The organism is Pantoea eucrina (assembly GCF_001691555.1).
Lineage (GTDB): Bacteria > Pseudomonadota > Gammaproteobacteria > Enterobacterales > Enterobacteriaceae > Pantoea > Pantoea borealis.
The window spans coordinates 1,309,698-1,323,987 of sequence record NZ_MAYN01000008.1; the positions used below are offsets into that span (position 1 = coordinate 1,309,698).

A 14,290-nucleotide genomic window follows, 5' to 3' on the forward strand; every position below is an offset into this window, starting at 1 on the left:
GCTGAGATTATCCTTACAAAATCTGGAGATATTATGAGCAGTGACAATCGCAAACCGACCACCACGGATGCGGGCATTCCGGTAGCCAGCGATGAACACTCCCTGTCAGTCGGGCCTGATGGTCCGCTGGTGCTGCACGATCACTATCTGATTGAACAGATGGCCAACTTTAACCGCGAGCGTATTCCGGAGCGCCAGCCGCATGCAAAAGGCAGCGGCGCGTTTGGCCATTTTGAAGTGACAGAAGATGTCAGCCGCTATACCAAAGCCGCTGTTTTCCAGCCCGGTACCCGTACTGATGTGGTCATGCGCTTCTCAACCGTCGCCGGCGAGCGCGGCAGCCCGGACACCTGGCGCGATCCGCGCGGCTTCTCCATCAAGTTTTATACCACCGAAGGCAACTACGACATGGTGGGCAATAACACGCCGGTGTTTTTTATCCGCGACCCGATGAAGTTCCAGCACTTTATTCGCTCGCAGAAGCGTCGTGCGGATAATAACCTGCGGGATAATGATATGCAGTGGGATTTCTGGACGCTGTCACCGGAATCGGCGCACCAGGTCACCTGGCTGATGGGCGATCGCGGTATTCCCAGGAGCTGGCGCCACATGAATGGCTACTCCAGCCATACCTATATGTGGGTCAACGCCGACGGTGAAAAATTCTGGGTGAAATATCACTTTAAAACCGATCAGGGCATTGAGTTTCTGACACAGGAAAACGCCGACACGCTGGCCGGTCAGGATGGCGACTACCACACGCGCGATCTGTTTAACGCGATTAAAGAAGGCCATTTTCCGAGCTGGACGCTCTATATGCAGATCATGCCGTTCGCCGAAGCGGACAGCTATCGCTACAACCCGTTTGATCTGACCAAAGTCTGGCCGCACGACGACTATCCGCTGATTAAAGTCGGAAAGCTGACGCTGGATCGCAACCCTACCGATAACCATGCCCAGATTGAACAGGCGGCATTTGAGCCGAATAACCTGGTCCCCGGTATCGGTCTGAGCCCGGATAAGATGCTGATGGGCCGTATTTTCGCCTATGCGGATGCGCACCGTGCGCGCCTTGGCGTTAACTACAAGCAGATCCCGGTAAACGCTCCGCAGGCGCCGGTCAACAGCTACAGTAAAGATGGTGCAATGCGTATGAATCCGGTTTCCGATCCGGTCTATGCACCTAACTCCAAAGGGGGTCCGGTGGCAGATGGCGAGCGCTATCCTACTGATTCCACCTGGCAGTCGCAGGGCGATATGGTGCGTTCACCTTATACGCTGCGCAAAGATGATGACGATTTCGGTCAGGCGAATCAGCTGATCAATAAAGTGATGGATGATGCTGCACGCGATCGCCTGGTAAACAACGTGGCCGGTCACCTGCTTAACGGTGTGGAAGAGCCGGTGCTCTCTCGTGCTTTCACCTACTGGCGTAATATCGACAAAACTATCGGCGACCGTATTGCACAGAAAGTGCAGAGCGAACGCGCGAAAGCGTAATGCCTGATGCAGCGTCCCGCCGGGCGGCGGGACGCTGCTGAACTATGTTGTAATAAGCCTCTCTTTACTTCAGACGGAACGCCACCACGCTGTCACCCGCTTTGGTGCCGAGCGATCCGTGCCCCCCCGCCGCAATGACGACATACTGTTTGCCATCTTTGCCCATATAGGTTGACGGCGTAGCCTGTGCGCCAGCGCTGAGTTCGGTCTGCCATAACAGCTCACCGGTAGTGCTGTCGTAGGCGCGGAAAAAGTTGTCTGCCGTCGCACCGTGGAACACCAGATCGCCTGCGGTCAGCAGCGGCCCGCCGTGTGCCACCATTCCCATCGGGAATCCCAGCGGGAAACGGCCTGGCAGGAAAGTGGTTTTCAGGTTCTTCGTGGTGCCGATGCGGCGCAGCCATTGCGTTTTTCCGGTTTTCAGATCAACCCCCACCAGGCGGCCCCACGGCGGCGCAATGCAGGGAATGCCCAGACCGGACGCAAGCTGCTGGATGTGGATAGCATAGTCACCGTGAAAGTTTTCATTCCAGTAAGGCTGGCCATCTTTGGTGAACAGACGTTCGGTTGCCGTCTGCGGCGTGCGCTTGATCAGATTATATTTATACGCCAGGCGTACCGGCGCGGCGATCAGCATCTGACGCTCCGGATCAACAGCGACTGAGCCCCAGTTAAAGACGCCAATATTGCCCGGGAACACCAGCGTGCCCGCCTCGGTGGCCGGCGTCCACGGATTACCATCATAGCGCAGACGATGGAAATCGATCCGGCAGGCAATCTGGTCAAACGGCGTGATGCCCCACATCGACTTTTCCGTCAGCGCCTGCGGAATAAAGTTCAGGCTGGAGACGGGCTGCGTGGCGGCAAATTTTTCGCCGGGAACGCCGCCTTCAGTAGAGACCTTCACCTCGTTAATCGGGTAAACCGGCTGGCCGGTCAGACGATTCAGCACAAACAGGTTGCCGGTTTTGGTCGGCAGGATCACCACCGGCTGCTTCTGGCCCTGATAATCGATATCCAGCAGCGAAGGCTGCGACGGGTTATCGCGATCCCACAGGTCGTGATGCGAACTCTGATAGCGCCATTTAAACGCACCGGTCTGCAGATCCAGCGCCACCAGCGTGTCGCGGAACTTCTCAGTGTTGCTGTTAGCGTCGCGTTCAATTCCCACTTCATCAGGTGACGCGTTGCCAAACGGTACGTAGACCAGACCATTTTTAACATCGGCACTCAGCGTGGCCCAGGCGACCGGCGTATCCTGCGGATAGCGCTTATCGGCGGCAATCGGCGTGGTCGCATCCGGCGTGGCCGGGTCGAAATTCCACACCAGACGGCCGCTCTGCGCGTCATAAGCACGGATGACGCCGGAAGGGTTGCCTTTCTCAAAGCCGTTATCCATGACCGATCCGCCCACGATCACCAGATTACCGGCCACCAGCGGAGCAGAGGTCTGCATCAGCGCGTGCGGGCGAACCTCACCCATGTTTGCGTGCAGATCCACCACGCCATCCCGGCCAAAATCAGGGCAGCGTTTGCCGGTGTCGGCATCCAGCGCGATCAGACGCGCGTCGGTGGTAGCGTTGAAGATACGCTTACGGCAAAGCGCAGGCGCATCGCTGCTGGCTGGCGCAGCCGGTGCGGCATAGTAGCTGACGCCGCGGCAGGTCTGATGCTGCTGAAGATAAGAGCGGTTTTTCTCCGGGGTATATTTCCATTTCACCGCCCCGCTTTCAGGATCGAGCGCGTGTACCTCATTATGCGGCGTGCAGAGATAGAGCATATCGTTGGCTTTCAGCGGCGTCGCCTCAAACGTATACTCGGTGGCATCGCTATCCTGACGCATATCGCCGGTATGATACTCCCAGGCGACTTCAAGGTTACTGACGTTCGCGTTGCTGATTTGCTTCAGCGCTGAGAAGCGCTGGCCCGCTGGCGTACCGCCATAGGCGACCCAGTCGCTTTCTGCCCCTGGCTGGCTCACCGGCTCGCGCGAGTTAGTGATGGTGCCTGCCTGCGGCAGCGGATCGTAAAAGCAGAGGCCAATCACCATCAGCACCATAATAACCACGGTGCCGCCCAGCAGCGGATGAAAACGGCGTTCGCCACGGCTAAGTGGTTTGACAATCCACGGCATCGCCAGCCACAGGCCAATCACGCCAAACAGATCGCCCCGCGGGATCCACTGCCACTTATCCAGCCCTGCTTCCCAAATGATCCACGCCAGCGTGATCCACATCAGTACCGCATAGAGCGTCAGCGCACTGCGCTGTTTGCGGAACAGTAAAACAGCCGTCAGCAGCAATCCCGCGCCCATTGCGGCGTAAAACGCGCTGCCGCCATTGAGTAACAGCTGACCACCCATATAGAGCAGCGCTATCGCCAGAATCGCCATCACGATACTGGTGAGTTTTGTTATCATGCCAATCCCTCAGTTTTGTTCATTAATTTATGCCGTTACGACATCGCAGCAATTCCAACAAAATATTAACTTATGTAAGCGCTATGTAAAAACCCGTGAGTTTATGTGTTGTCAGATCCGCTAATGAATCAAGCGCAGCTTAAGACTCTCCCCCAGCCTCAGGCTCATCATGTGACTGAAATCACGTTTAATTTTGATGGATTTAATTAATCATTGCCGCAGCGATTGCGCACCTTTTGCTAAGTCACTGGCGTAACAGATGGCGCGAACGCTCGTGCGGCAGCCGATTCAGCGTCATAAAAAAGATTACTGTCAGGTACATCGCATGGCGAAAATAACGTGCATCAGTGCCCGTCCCACGCTTTGATGAAATAGATTAACGGGTCAGCATAGCCTGTGTGAGAATTATCCTGGTGCAAAGCGTCCGGAGTCATTTAATTTGCCGCTACGCCTGACAATTCCGGCCATAATCTTTATGTTGAGCTGCAGTTTAATGATTAAATATCGCAGCGTAATTTCAGTTTGGGAATTTCCTCAGCCTCTGTTTTTTCAGGAAGAGTGATATAAATCATCTGACTGCTCTGTAGCAGATCCGCAGATAAAAAGAAGGTTATTATGATCAGCGCAGATTCCCTTTATCGGAAAATACGGTTTCCGTTTAAATTTACTCACGCAGCATTAAAATTCCCGATTGCCCATGCACATGCACGGCAATATCAGGTTATGTCGCCTGAACAGACAATCGATTTACTGCTCAGTAACGACAGGTTATCCGTATGCCGGTATGGGGATGGAGAACTGGAAATGACACTGTTTAAAAATATCGGTTTTCAGTCATTTGATGAGCGTCTTTCTATCAGACTGAAAGAGATCATGCGGCGCGGTACGCGTGAAGATAACCCTTGTCTGGTTTGCATGCCGGATGCCTTTCGCTCAACCCGCAATATGCGTTTAGGTTCGGCCCTGTTCTGGTTTTTTCATAAAGCCTTTTTCTTTCGCCGCTACGAGCCTTTATTAAAAAAAACGTATCAGTATGGAAATACGTCGGTGACACGCCCTTATCATGATTATATTGATAAACAGCAGGCGACCCGCGTATTTGCAAAATTTAAGCAGCTTTTTTACGATAAAAAAATATTAATTGTTGAAGGCAGCGGCACCCGGCTGGGTATCGGCAACGACTTAATGGATGGCGCACGCGAAATTAAGCGCATTACTACGCTTAACCGTAATGCCTTTTCAGTCTATAACCAGCTCTATGCTAATGTGCTGGCGCATGCCCGCGAATATGACCTGGTGCTGATTTCTCTAGGTCCGACGGCGACCGTGCTGGCTTACGACCTCAGTCAGCAGGGGATCCGCTGTATCGACACCGGGCATATCGATATTGAATATGAGTGGATGCGCAGCGCAGCGCGTACTAAAACGGAAATTGCGGGTAAGAATGTGAATGAAGCGGGCGTGTTGCTCAATGACGAACAGCACGATACCGATGAGCACTATCGCAGTCAGGTTTTACTGCATGTCGGATTACCTCAGGAGCCGATGGTAAATGGTGTGATCCTGCAGCAGCCGGTTGTGTAATCCTGCACCCTCAACGCACGCTTAAGCATCCAGTCTGGTGCAGGACAGTAACCTTTACGTTTCCCCAAGCATAAAGCCCCTGCTGCCCTGCCCGGATCTCTTGCCCTCACGCTGATATGGCGCAATTTATAGATTCTGGCATTACCTTTGCTTACTCATTCCTGTGTTCTTCACAGGAGTTATGCCATGAAAGCCTCTGCTGTCCGCTATCGCATCTTTTCGTTATTGTTTCTTATCGCGCTGATTAACTACGTTGACCGCGGTGCTCTCTCCTTCGCCGCGCAGGCCATTTCGCAGCAGTTCCATTTCAGCAAGGTCGAACTGGGTGCCGTACTGGGCTACTTTGGTTTTGGCTATCTGTTTGGCTCGCTCTGCGGTGGCTTTCTCGCCGATCGGTTCGGCACGCGCAAAGTGTGGCTGATGGCTGGCGTGCTCTGGTCGCTGCTGGAGATCGCCACGGCCTGGGCAGGTGAAATTGGCGTGGCGCTGTTTGGCGGCTCCGCCATCATGGGATTCGCCGCGCTGCGCGTGCTGTTTGGCTTTGCCGAGGGGCCTGCCTACGCGCTGATGAACAAGACAATTGCGCACTGGGCGCCGGATAATGAGCGCGGCATGGCGCTGGGTATCGGCCTGCTGAGTACGCAGGTCGGATCGCTGCTGACCGCGCCTATCGCGGTCGGCCTGCTGCTGCTGACTAACGACTGGCGCATGATGTTTATCCTGCTTGGCGTGTTTTCGCTGCTGGCGATGCTGCTGTTTGCCCGCTACTTCGCCGATACGCCGCAGCGGCATCCGGCGGCGAACGACGCTGAACGCGCGCTGATCGTGCAGGGACAGCGTGACGAAGCGCATGATGAGCGCCCGTTACCCTGGTGGCGTTTTTTCACCAGCCGCACGCTGGTATGTAATGCGCTGGGCTACTTCAGTTTTCTCTATATCACCTTTACGCTGGTCACCTGGCTGCCAAAATATCTGCAGGATAATTTTCATTATGACCTGCACTCGCTCTGGTATATCGCCATGATCCCGTGGAGCGGCGCCTGTCTGACGGTGCTGCTTGGCGGACGCCTGGCCGATCGCCTGCTGGCGCGGACCGGTAATCTGCGGCTGGCCCGCAATGGCTTTGCGGCGATAACGCTCTGCGCCACCGCCTGCTGCTTTATGGCCATCCCGTTTGCCGGTTCGGCGGCCGCAATCATCGCCCTGATGACGCTGGGCAACGCGCTCAACGCGCTGGTCAATAATGTTTACTGGTCGGTGGTGATAGACGTTACGCCAAAGGCGTCGGTGGGTGCTTTCAGCGGCATGACGCTGGCAATCGCGAATCTGGCTGCGATTATCTCACCCATGCTGTGCGGCTGGCTGGCGGAGTATTATGGCTATAACGCCATGTTCACCGTGACTGCCGTTATCGCCTTTGTCAGCATGCTGGCCATGACATTGCTGCAGCCAGAGAAACGCCTGCAGCCAGCCAGCACGGTTGCGCCAGCGCCGGAAGCCAGGATCATGTTGTAGGGGCGTCATTTATGGCGCTCTGGCCCGGGATAGACATCTGCCTCCATGGGCCGCATGAATGCGGCCCCTGCGGAGATACTACGTCATTCCGCAGGGGCGCCATTTATGGCGCTCTGGTTGCATGTAAAATCCGGTGTTAAATGGATACGCCAGGGCCGCATGCAGACAGCCTGAGCGGCCACGAAAAAAGGCGGAGGGGTGAGCTCCGCCTTGTTTCAAGTTCCGGTCAGTGCGCCTGACCGGTCAGTTGCAAAAGGGCAACGATGATTTGCAGGATAATCCGGACAATGTCCAGGAGCAATCGCACAAGTTCCATCACTTTCCTTCTCCTCTGACAGGAGCGCGCGCCATTCAGCGGCCGGGACCCTGACCCTACCCGCCGGCCGCCTGAGCACATCTGTGAGGAGCGCTGAGCGGCACTCATTGCTAAAGCCACAGGCCAGCACCACCTGAAACCTGCCGGGATTTGACTATCCGCGCCCCTGAGAGTCATCAGAAAGCAACGATACTCCGCCCGCACTCAACACTGTATAACCATACAGTAATTTCCTGAAACTTGAAATATTTCCCGTCACATTTTATGATTCGCTGTGTGAGGAGTGCTGAGCACCCCGTTCGCCGCGCGGTTACCCGCCGCTTAAGCGAACCAAAAAAAAGGATTTGGCTGACCAGCCAAATCCTTTTCTATTTTTACCGGTAAAAACTACTGCGCCGCGCTGATGCGCCAGATCGCATCACCCGCATCGTCCGCGATTAGTACCCCGCCCTGATTATCCGTTGCCAGCCCCACCGGCAAACCGCGCACGTTTTTCTGATCGTCCGTGAGGAATCCGGTGACCACCGGCTGTGGTTCACCCACCGGCATGCCGTTTTCAAATTTAACCCACACCACTTTGTAGCCATTAAGCGGCGTCCGGTTCCAGCTGCCGTGCTCGCTGATAAACGCACCACCGCGATATTGCGGCATATTGTCTGCGCCGTAGAACAGCAATCCGAGCGGTGCAACATGCGAACTCAGGGCGTAGTCCGGCTTGATCGCTTTCGCTACCAGATCAGGCCGCTGCGGGCGGACCCGATCATCCACGTGCTGGCCAAAATAGCTCCAGGGCCAGCCGTAGAAGCCGTTGTCCTGCACTGAGGTCAGATAGTCAGGAACCAGATCGGAACCAATTTCATCGCGCTCATTTGCAATGGCCCACAGCTTACCGCTCTGCGGCTCCCACTGCAGCCCGGTGGGATTGCGGATGCCGCTGGCGTAGATGCGGCTCGCGCCGCTGGCTGCATCCACTTCCCAGACCGCCGCACGCTGATACTCGGCACCCAGTCCATTTTCGGTGATATTGCTGTTAGAGCCGACACCGACATAGAGTTTACTGCCGTCCTGGCTGGCAAGCAGTGCTTTGGTCCAGTGGTGGTTGAGCTCACCCCCCGGCAGCGCCGTTACCTCTTCCGGCGCGGTGCGGATTTCCGTTTGCCCGGTCTGATAAGGGAACTTCACCAGGCTGTCGGCATTAGCCACGTAAAGCGTGTTGCCAATCAGCTGCATACCAAAAGGCGCGTTCAGGTTTTCGATAAAGAGATGCTGCTCCCATTTACCGTTGACGTTACGCAGCAGCGAGATACGGTTGCCGCCCGGCGCACCTTTGCCTGAGGATTTCTGCACAATGCCCATGATGAGCTGCTTCGGGGCCGTTACCGGATTTTTCACCCCGTTGGCCTCGGCCACCAGCACATCGCCGTTTGGCAAAACATAGAGCTGGCGCGGGTGCATCAGCTTCGCCGGGATCCGCTCTATCTTCAGACCGTCCGCCACTTTTGGCGTTTCACCGGTTTTCCACGGCGTCCCCTCCGGCACCTGCATAGGCGGCATGAAAAAATTCTGCGCTTTTGGCAGCTCGGGATTCGGTCCGATCTGTTTTTGCGGATCGAGAGAGGATCCGCTGTCGCAGGCGCTCAGCAGCGCAGCAAGACTGACAGCACTCAGAATGCGCAGTTTCATGGACGACCTCCCGGGATACGACGCGCGCGCAGCGCCAGCTGTACGTTGGCGATCAGCAGCAGCGCCACCACTATGGTCGACAGCGTAACGCCCACAGGTACCACCGCATACGCATCACGGCTATGAATAAAGGCGTTAACAATGGCCACCAGTATGGCCAGCAGCGAGAGCCAGAAGTGGGTTTTCTCACCGGCGGTGACGCCGCGAAACAGATGAATCAGGCTGATAATTCGCGGCAGAATAGCCAGCAGCAGACCAAACACAATCAGCCAGCTGGCGGCTTTTGTCCACATCACCACGAAGGTCTGCAGATAGAGGATATCAAACAGCCAGGCGGCAAAAAAAAAGCCCAGCGGCAGTGGCTCCAGCAAGGCATACAGCGTAATGCCGAACGCCGACTTTCCCGAGGTATGAAACATGGCACGCTCCCTTTAGAGTTTTCAGACGGCGGCGAGCCGACAGGCTTCGCCACGCCGCCAGAGAAATATTAGTAAAGATAAAGGGTAATGCGCAGAAAACCGGCAAAAAAGCTAGCAGTGCGGCCGGTAGTGGGCCAGTTCGCGCGCATCGTGGCTGCAAAACAGCGCAACGCCGCTCTGGGGCTGCAGCGAAAGTTCACGCAGCCGCTGCTGATTGATGCGCCACGCCTCGCGATCGCTGCACATGAGGCGCTGATAAGCGCGCAGACCCGGCGTGCAGTGGCGTCGGGTGTGATGCATCTCTCCACGATAGAACCAGGCATCGCCGCCATGCAGCAGCCAGCCATCGCCGTGGCGGATCGCCACGCCTGCGTGTCCGGCGGTGTGTCCCGGCAGCGGCACCAGCAGGATCTCATCGCTGAGATCGTCTATGGCTCTGACCGCATCAAACCCGAACCAGCGTTCACCCTCACTGGCGTAGCCGCGCCAGCCATCGTGCGCGGTCCACTGCTGTGGCCGGAAGCGCTGACGCGCCAGCCAGCTCTGCTCACGTCCGCTGCGTACCGTATCAAGCTCGCGCTGCAGGAGATGGATCCGCGCCGCCGGAAAATCACTGATGCCGCCTGCATGATCAAAATCGAGATGGGTCAGAATAATATGCCGGACATCTTCGGCCTGAAAACCCAGCAGCTGAATTTGTCTCAGTGCACTCATCCGTTCACTGTAATGAATATTATTCAGCAGACGAAAAAAACCGGAAAGCCGGCGTTCCGGATAGCGCATATCATTAATTCCCAGTCCGGTATCCACCAGAATCAGGCCATGCCGATCGCTTTCAATTAACAGACAATGACACACCAGTTCAGCAAAGGGGCCACGGCTGAAGCCATCAAACAGCGCCCCGCCCAGCGGGCACATGCAACCACAGTTCAGATGATGAATACGCATCCTCTCTCTCCCTGCGGCGCATAAAAATATTCCGCCGCTATAATCAGAAATTAGTCTGTTATTCAGGTATGCATCAGTTGCGGCATTATTGCAAAAAAAATTAATGACTGAATTAAATAAGCCAGTTGCAAATAAAAAAATAACCGCAGCGCGTAGTGAGTTTGCCGGATAATTATAAATGATTTCTTTTGGAGATTATTAAACAAGTAAAATTGAGCCACGTATTATTAAAAAAGGCGCCCGCAGGCGCCCGTTATTATCCGCTGAACTGTGCAGCCCACCATAAACGCAGCATCAGTCCCCAGCGGCTGCTCCAGCCGCTGGTGGTACTGGTCACCCGGCCCTGATAAAGCACGATAAAGGTTGGCGTAGCCGCAATGTGCCAGCGCTGCCCCAGCTCACCGCGCGCGTCATTAACGGCTATGCCCTGCAGCCCTTTTTTTGCCAGCTGTTGTGTCACCTGCGCATCTGAACCCGATCGCAGCGCCACGCTTACCACCGGCACGCCCTGCTGGCTGAGTCTCGCCACAACCGGCGTGGTCAGTTTGCAAACGCCGCACCAGCTGGCCCAGACGTAAACCAGCACCGGTTTTGATGCGCTCAGCCCGGCCAGGCTCTGCTCACCCTGCAGCGTGGTGAGCGGCTGCTGTGCCAGATCGGCAGGCAGCTGCGGCGCGCGCAGCCAGTCAGCCGCCAGCATAATCAGCACGCCTGCCAGCAGCAGCCAGAGCGCTTCACGCAGCCAGCGCTTCAGCCGGCTCACGGTGCCGCCTTCAGCGCATCTTTCACCGCCGCCTCCAGCTGTGCATACGGCACCGCACCGCTGATCAGCTGATTACCCACCAGCGTGGCCGGGGTGCCCTGCACGCCCAGCTGCTGCGCCAGGGTCAGGTTGTGATTAATGGTATCCAGGCTCGCTTTATCCGGTGCAGCCAGGGTAATACCGGTTTTTTTCAGCGCGGCGCTGATGCTGGCCTCATCGTGATTGCCTTTTTTGGTCATCAGCATTTCATGCAGCTTCAGGAAGTTTTTCGGCTGCTGATTCCAGACCGTCAGCGCCAGTCGCGCTGAACTCAGCGAGCTTTCGGCACGATAAGGCAGCGGTTTAATCACCACCGCCACCTGCGGATACGCTTTCAGCAGCGTCGTAATATCGGCCTCAAATTTTTTGCAAAATACGCAGTTGTAATCGGTGAAATAGACCAGCGTCAGCGCCGGCTTTTCAGCGCCGATACGCGGCGATCCGGCATCGCTGAACAGCATATCACGGTTTTTTTCAACCATTTGCGCCACCACATTCTGCTGCTGTCGCGCAGCTTCCTTATCAAAGGCATCGGCGGCCTCAGCCAGTATGGCGGGGTTTTGTACCAGCGTTTCGCGGATCAGCACTTTGATACGCGCCTCCTGCTCCGGCGTAAAAGGGGTAGCAGCCAGTACCGGTGCGCTCAGCAGCAGCACAGCAAACAGGAAATTTTTCATCATTTTTTTGCCTTATTCAGTGTGGAGAGCACCGCGTCACGGTTCAGCAGCGGTGACAAAATCTGACCCTGCGGCAGCGCCGGGCCATAAATCTGATTAAACGGAATGGCCGCCCGATCGCGCTGGCGCAGGAAGTCGCCAATGGCGGGATCCGGCTGTGTCCAGTCGCCGCGCAGCAGCACGACGTCCTCTGCACTCAGCGCGGCGCGAACGTCAGGCTGATTCAGCACCCGGGACTTATTAACCTTGCAGGTAATGCACCAGTCAGCGGTGATATCGACAAACACACGCCGGTTCTGCTGCAGCGCCGCGGCGATGGCGTGCTCTGACAGCGGCTGCCAGCGGAGTTCACCGGCATCCTCTGCCGGACGCGTCAGCAGGAACAGTGCCCCTGCTACCATCAGCACGATAGCCACCGCACCCGCCTGCTGCAGCGCGCGACGGCGCAGCAGCCAGATCAGCAGCATCAGCAGCAGCGCGGCGGCCAGCAGGCCTGCTGCGCGACTGCCCCAGTGCGGGATCAGCAGCGTAACCAGCCAGAGCGCTGCCAGCAGCATCAGTATGCCCAGCAGCGTGCGCAGATGAACCATCCAGCGTCCCGGACGCGGCAGCCAGCGCGCAACGCCCGGCAGCGCGGCCACCAGCAGCCACGGCACGCTCATGCCGATACCGAGCGCCGTAAACAGCAGCCAGAGCTGGGGCAGCGGCGCGGTCAGCGCATAGGCCACCGCCGTGCCGAGAAACGGCGCGCTGCACGGCGTTGCCAGCAGTGTGGCAAACGCGCCCTGCGCAAAGTGTCCCGCCAGTCCGTTCCCCTGATGCGTGGCCAGCCGGGTGTTAAAGGCTGAGGGCAGACGGAAATGCAGCAGATCAAACAGACTGGCGCTGAACAGAAACATGACGCCGGTCATCAGCAGCAGGAATCCGCTGTTCTGGAACTGTATGCCCCAGCCCAGCGCCTGACCGCTCAGGCGCAGCACGCTCATCAGGAGGGCCAGCAGCAGAAAGGAGAAGAGGATCCCGGCGCTGGATGCCAGAAACTGCAGGCGCGTCTGGTGACGGTTCTGTACCTGCTGCTGCACCAGACCGCTCAGCTTGAGCGCCATAACCGGCAGCACACAGGGCATCAGATTCAGCACCAGACCGCCAAGCAGCGCCAGCAGCAGCACCGACCATAGCGTACTGCGCGCCTCGCTGCTCAGCAGCGGCGCCGCCTCAATCGTCACCTGGCTCTGCTGCGCCAGCCCGTTATCGCTGATCACCAGCGACAGCTGGCGGCCGCGCAGGTCGGGTGCCGCATCGCCCCATTCATCGGTCACGGCCACGCGTGCGCTGAGCGTGCTGCCCTGCACGCTGATCGCCGGTGCTGCCAGCATGCTGCCCGCCGGATAGTCAAAGAAGAGTTCGGGCGTGCGCCAGCCCGCCTGGCGTACCGCGCGGATCTGCAGCTCACCGTTCACAAAGCTGGCGTTCAGCTCATCAGTCAGCCCGGCACCGGGCGGAACCAGCCCCATCGCACGGGCAAAATCGCGATCAAATTCCGCCGCTGGCGGCCGGGCCAGATCGAGGCTGAACGGAAAATCCGTCAGGATACAGACGTCGCTGCACGTAGACAGCGTCAGCGTGCCGGTAAGTGTACCGCTGCCCGGCTGACGCTGCAGTGCGATCGGCAGCGTGACATTTCCCTTATAGCCCTGCGTGGTCAGTCCGCTGACATCAAAGCGTGCCGGTACAGGCCAGAACCACTGAGCGCTGATGCCGGGCGTCTGCCAGGCGATGGCCGGTGCCACGCCGCCTTCTCCCGGCGTGCGCCAGTAGGTTTTCCAGCCTGGCTGCAGATGAATATCAAGCAGCAGCCGGGTGTCGCCCGCCTGCTGCGCGGCGCGCAGGCGCACCTCAGCGTGGCTGTTTTGCGCGTTGCGCAGCCAGCCGGTATCCGCAGCCTGCGCACTCAGTACGCAGCCTGCCAGCAGGAGCAGCAGGCTCCTGAGTAAAACAGTCATGATAAATTCTCCGGTAAATAACAGGGGATACGCGAAACAGCGCGAAGTGTTATTCCCGGAAGACGCAGAGCGTAAGATGTCGCCGTCGCAGCGGCGGACGATGCGTTTTATGACGCCAGAAGAAACAGAGACGTTGCGGGGCAGCAAGCGCTGATAGCAGTGCCATAACAAGCATCAGCAGCGGCAGCACGGCATCAAACACCGGTGTACTGCCGCTGAGGGATTTAGCGCTCAGTGCACAGGGTTTATCACTGCTGGCGGACGCATCGTGCGCAACGATCTCAGCGAAAACAGCAGAGGTGGTCACCGGCTGGGCGGGCAAATTGAAGCTGCGCTGTACAAGGCAAAACGCCAGCACCAGACAAGCGAGTGCCAGGATCCACGTTGCGCGTTGGGGCGATATCATCATGCCGCAGCCTCAGAG

The 14,290-nt window shown here is 57.3% G+C and carries 11 protein-coding genes; 3 read left to right on the top strand and 8 right to left on the bottom strand.

Annotated features, from left to right (window positions below; translation table 11 throughout):
• The first annotated feature begins 33 nt into the window (after positions 1-33).
• Positions 34-1,500 carry a catalase gene (locus BBA90_RS12295; RefSeq protein WP_065649392.1) on the top strand — a complete coding sequence of 489 codons (1,467 nt, stop codon included), beginning with the start codon at positions 34-36 and terminating at the stop codon, positions 1,498-1,500.
• A 64-nt stretch (positions 1,501-1,564) separates the two neighbouring features.
• Here BBA90_RS12295 and BBA90_RS12300 read toward each other — a convergent pair whose 3' ends face one another.
• The gene (locus BBA90_RS12300; RefSeq protein WP_065649393.1) at positions 1,565-3,919 is read right to left on the bottom strand and encodes a membrane-bound PQQ-dependent dehydrogenase, glucose/quinate/shikimate family; all 2,355 of its coding nucleotides are present in this window, start codon (positions 3,917-3,919) and stop codon (positions 1,565-1,567) included.
• 615 nt (positions 3,920-4,534) lie between these two features.
• Between BBA90_RS12300 and BBA90_RS12305 the strand changes: the two genes are divergently transcribed.
• Both BBA90_RS12305 and BBA90_RS12310 read left to right on the top strand, forming a co-directional pair.
• Positions 4,535-5,503 (top strand): GT-D fold domain-containing glycosyltransferase, encoded by a 969-nt coding sequence (locus BBA90_RS12305; protein WP_065649394.1) that lies wholly within the window; start codon positions 4,535-4,537, stop codon positions 5,501-5,503.
• A 186-nt stretch (positions 5,504-5,689) separates the two neighbouring features.
• Positions 5,690-7,018, top strand: coding sequence for an MFS transporter (locus tag BBA90_RS12310; RefSeq protein ID WP_065649395.1), 1,329 nt, complete (start codon positions 5,690-5,692; stop codon positions 7,016-7,018).
• 703 nt (positions 7,019-7,721) lie between these two features.
• On the opposite strand, the gene BBA90_RS12315 is transcribed toward BBA90_RS12310, so the two are convergent.
• The 7 genes from BBA90_RS12315 to BBA90_RS12345 all read right to left on the bottom strand — a co-directional run bounded on the left by BBA90_RS12315 (position 7,722) and on the right by BBA90_RS12345 (position 14,275).
• Positions 7,722-9,017, bottom strand: a complete 1,296-nt coding sequence (locus BBA90_RS12315) for a PQQ-dependent sugar dehydrogenase (RefSeq protein WP_065649396.1) — start codon at positions 9,015-9,017, stop codon at positions 7,722-7,724.
• Complete coding sequence (locus BBA90_RS12320) at positions 9,014-9,436, bottom strand: DUF2231 domain-containing protein (RefSeq protein WP_065649397.1); 423 nt, start codon at positions 9,434-9,436, stop codon at positions 9,014-9,016. The genes BBA90_RS12315 and BBA90_RS12320 overlap by 4 nt, the downstream gene beginning before the upstream one ends.
• Positions 9,437-9,547: 111 nt before the next feature.
• Positions 9,548-10,384, bottom strand: a complete 837-nt coding sequence (locus BBA90_RS12325; RefSeq protein WP_065649398.1) for an MBL fold metallo-hydrolase — start codon at positions 10,382-10,384, stop codon at positions 9,548-9,550.
• 256 nt (positions 10,385-10,640) lie between these two features.
• Complete coding sequence (locus BBA90_RS12330) at positions 10,641-11,147, bottom strand: protein disulfide oxidoreductase (RefSeq protein ID WP_065649399.1); 507 nt, start codon at positions 11,145-11,147, stop codon at positions 10,641-10,643.
• Positions 11,144-11,866, bottom strand: coding sequence for a DsbA family protein (locus tag BBA90_RS12335; RefSeq protein WP_065649400.1), 723 nt, complete (start codon positions 11,864-11,866; stop codon positions 11,144-11,146). Before BBA90_RS12335 ends, BBA90_RS12330 begins: the two co-directional genes overlap by 4 nt.
• Positions 11,863-13,866 (bottom strand): protein-disulfide reductase DsbD family protein, encoded by a 2,004-nt coding sequence (locus BBA90_RS12340; RefSeq protein WP_084798767.1) that lies wholly within the window; start codon positions 13,864-13,866, stop codon positions 11,863-11,865. Before BBA90_RS12340 ends, BBA90_RS12335 begins: the two co-directional genes overlap by 4 nt.
• Positions 13,867-13,915: 49 nt before the next feature.
• Complete coding sequence (locus BBA90_RS12345) at positions 13,916-14,275, bottom strand: hypothetical protein (RefSeq protein WP_065649401.1); 360 nt, start codon at positions 14,273-14,275, stop codon at positions 13,916-13,918.
• Positions 14,276-14,290 lie beyond the last annotated feature (15 nt).

Coding starts and splice junctions, on each gene's coding strand:
- BBA90_RS12345 (WP_065649401.1), bottom strand. CDS start 14,275: ATGATGATATCGCCCCAACGCGCAACGTGGATCCTGGCACTCGCTTGT.
- BBA90_RS12325 (WP_065649398.1), bottom strand. CDS start 10,384: ATGCGTATTCATCATCTGAACTGTGGTTGCATGTGCCCGCTGGGCGGG.
- BBA90_RS12340 (WP_084798767.1), bottom strand. CDS start 13,866: ATGACTGTTTTACTCAGGAGCCTGCTGCTCCTGCTGGCAGGCTGCGTA.
- BBA90_RS12295 (WP_065649392.1), top strand. CDS start 34: ATGAGCAGTGACAATCGCAAACCGACCACCACGGATGCGGGCATTCCG.
- BBA90_RS12305 (WP_065649394.1), top strand. CDS start 4,535: ATGATCAGCGCAGATTCCCTTTATCGGAAAATACGGTTTCCGTTTAAA.
- BBA90_RS12300 (WP_065649393.1), bottom strand. CDS start 3,919: ATGATAACAAAACTCACCAGTATCGTGATGGCGATTCTGGCGATAGCG.
- BBA90_RS12310 (WP_065649395.1), top strand. CDS start 5,690: ATGAAAGCCTCTGCTGTCCGCTATCGCATCTTTTCGTTATTGTTTCTT.
- BBA90_RS12335 (WP_065649400.1), bottom strand. CDS start 11,866: ATGATGAAAAATTTCCTGTTTGCTGTGCTGCTGCTGAGCGCACCGGTA.
- BBA90_RS12315 (WP_065649396.1), bottom strand. CDS start 9,017: ATGAAACTGCGCATTCTGAGTGCTGTCAGTCTTGCTGCGCTGCTGAGC.
- BBA90_RS12320 (WP_065649397.1), bottom strand. CDS start 9,436: ATGTTTCATACCTCGGGAAAGTCGGCGTTCGGCATTACGCTGTATGCC.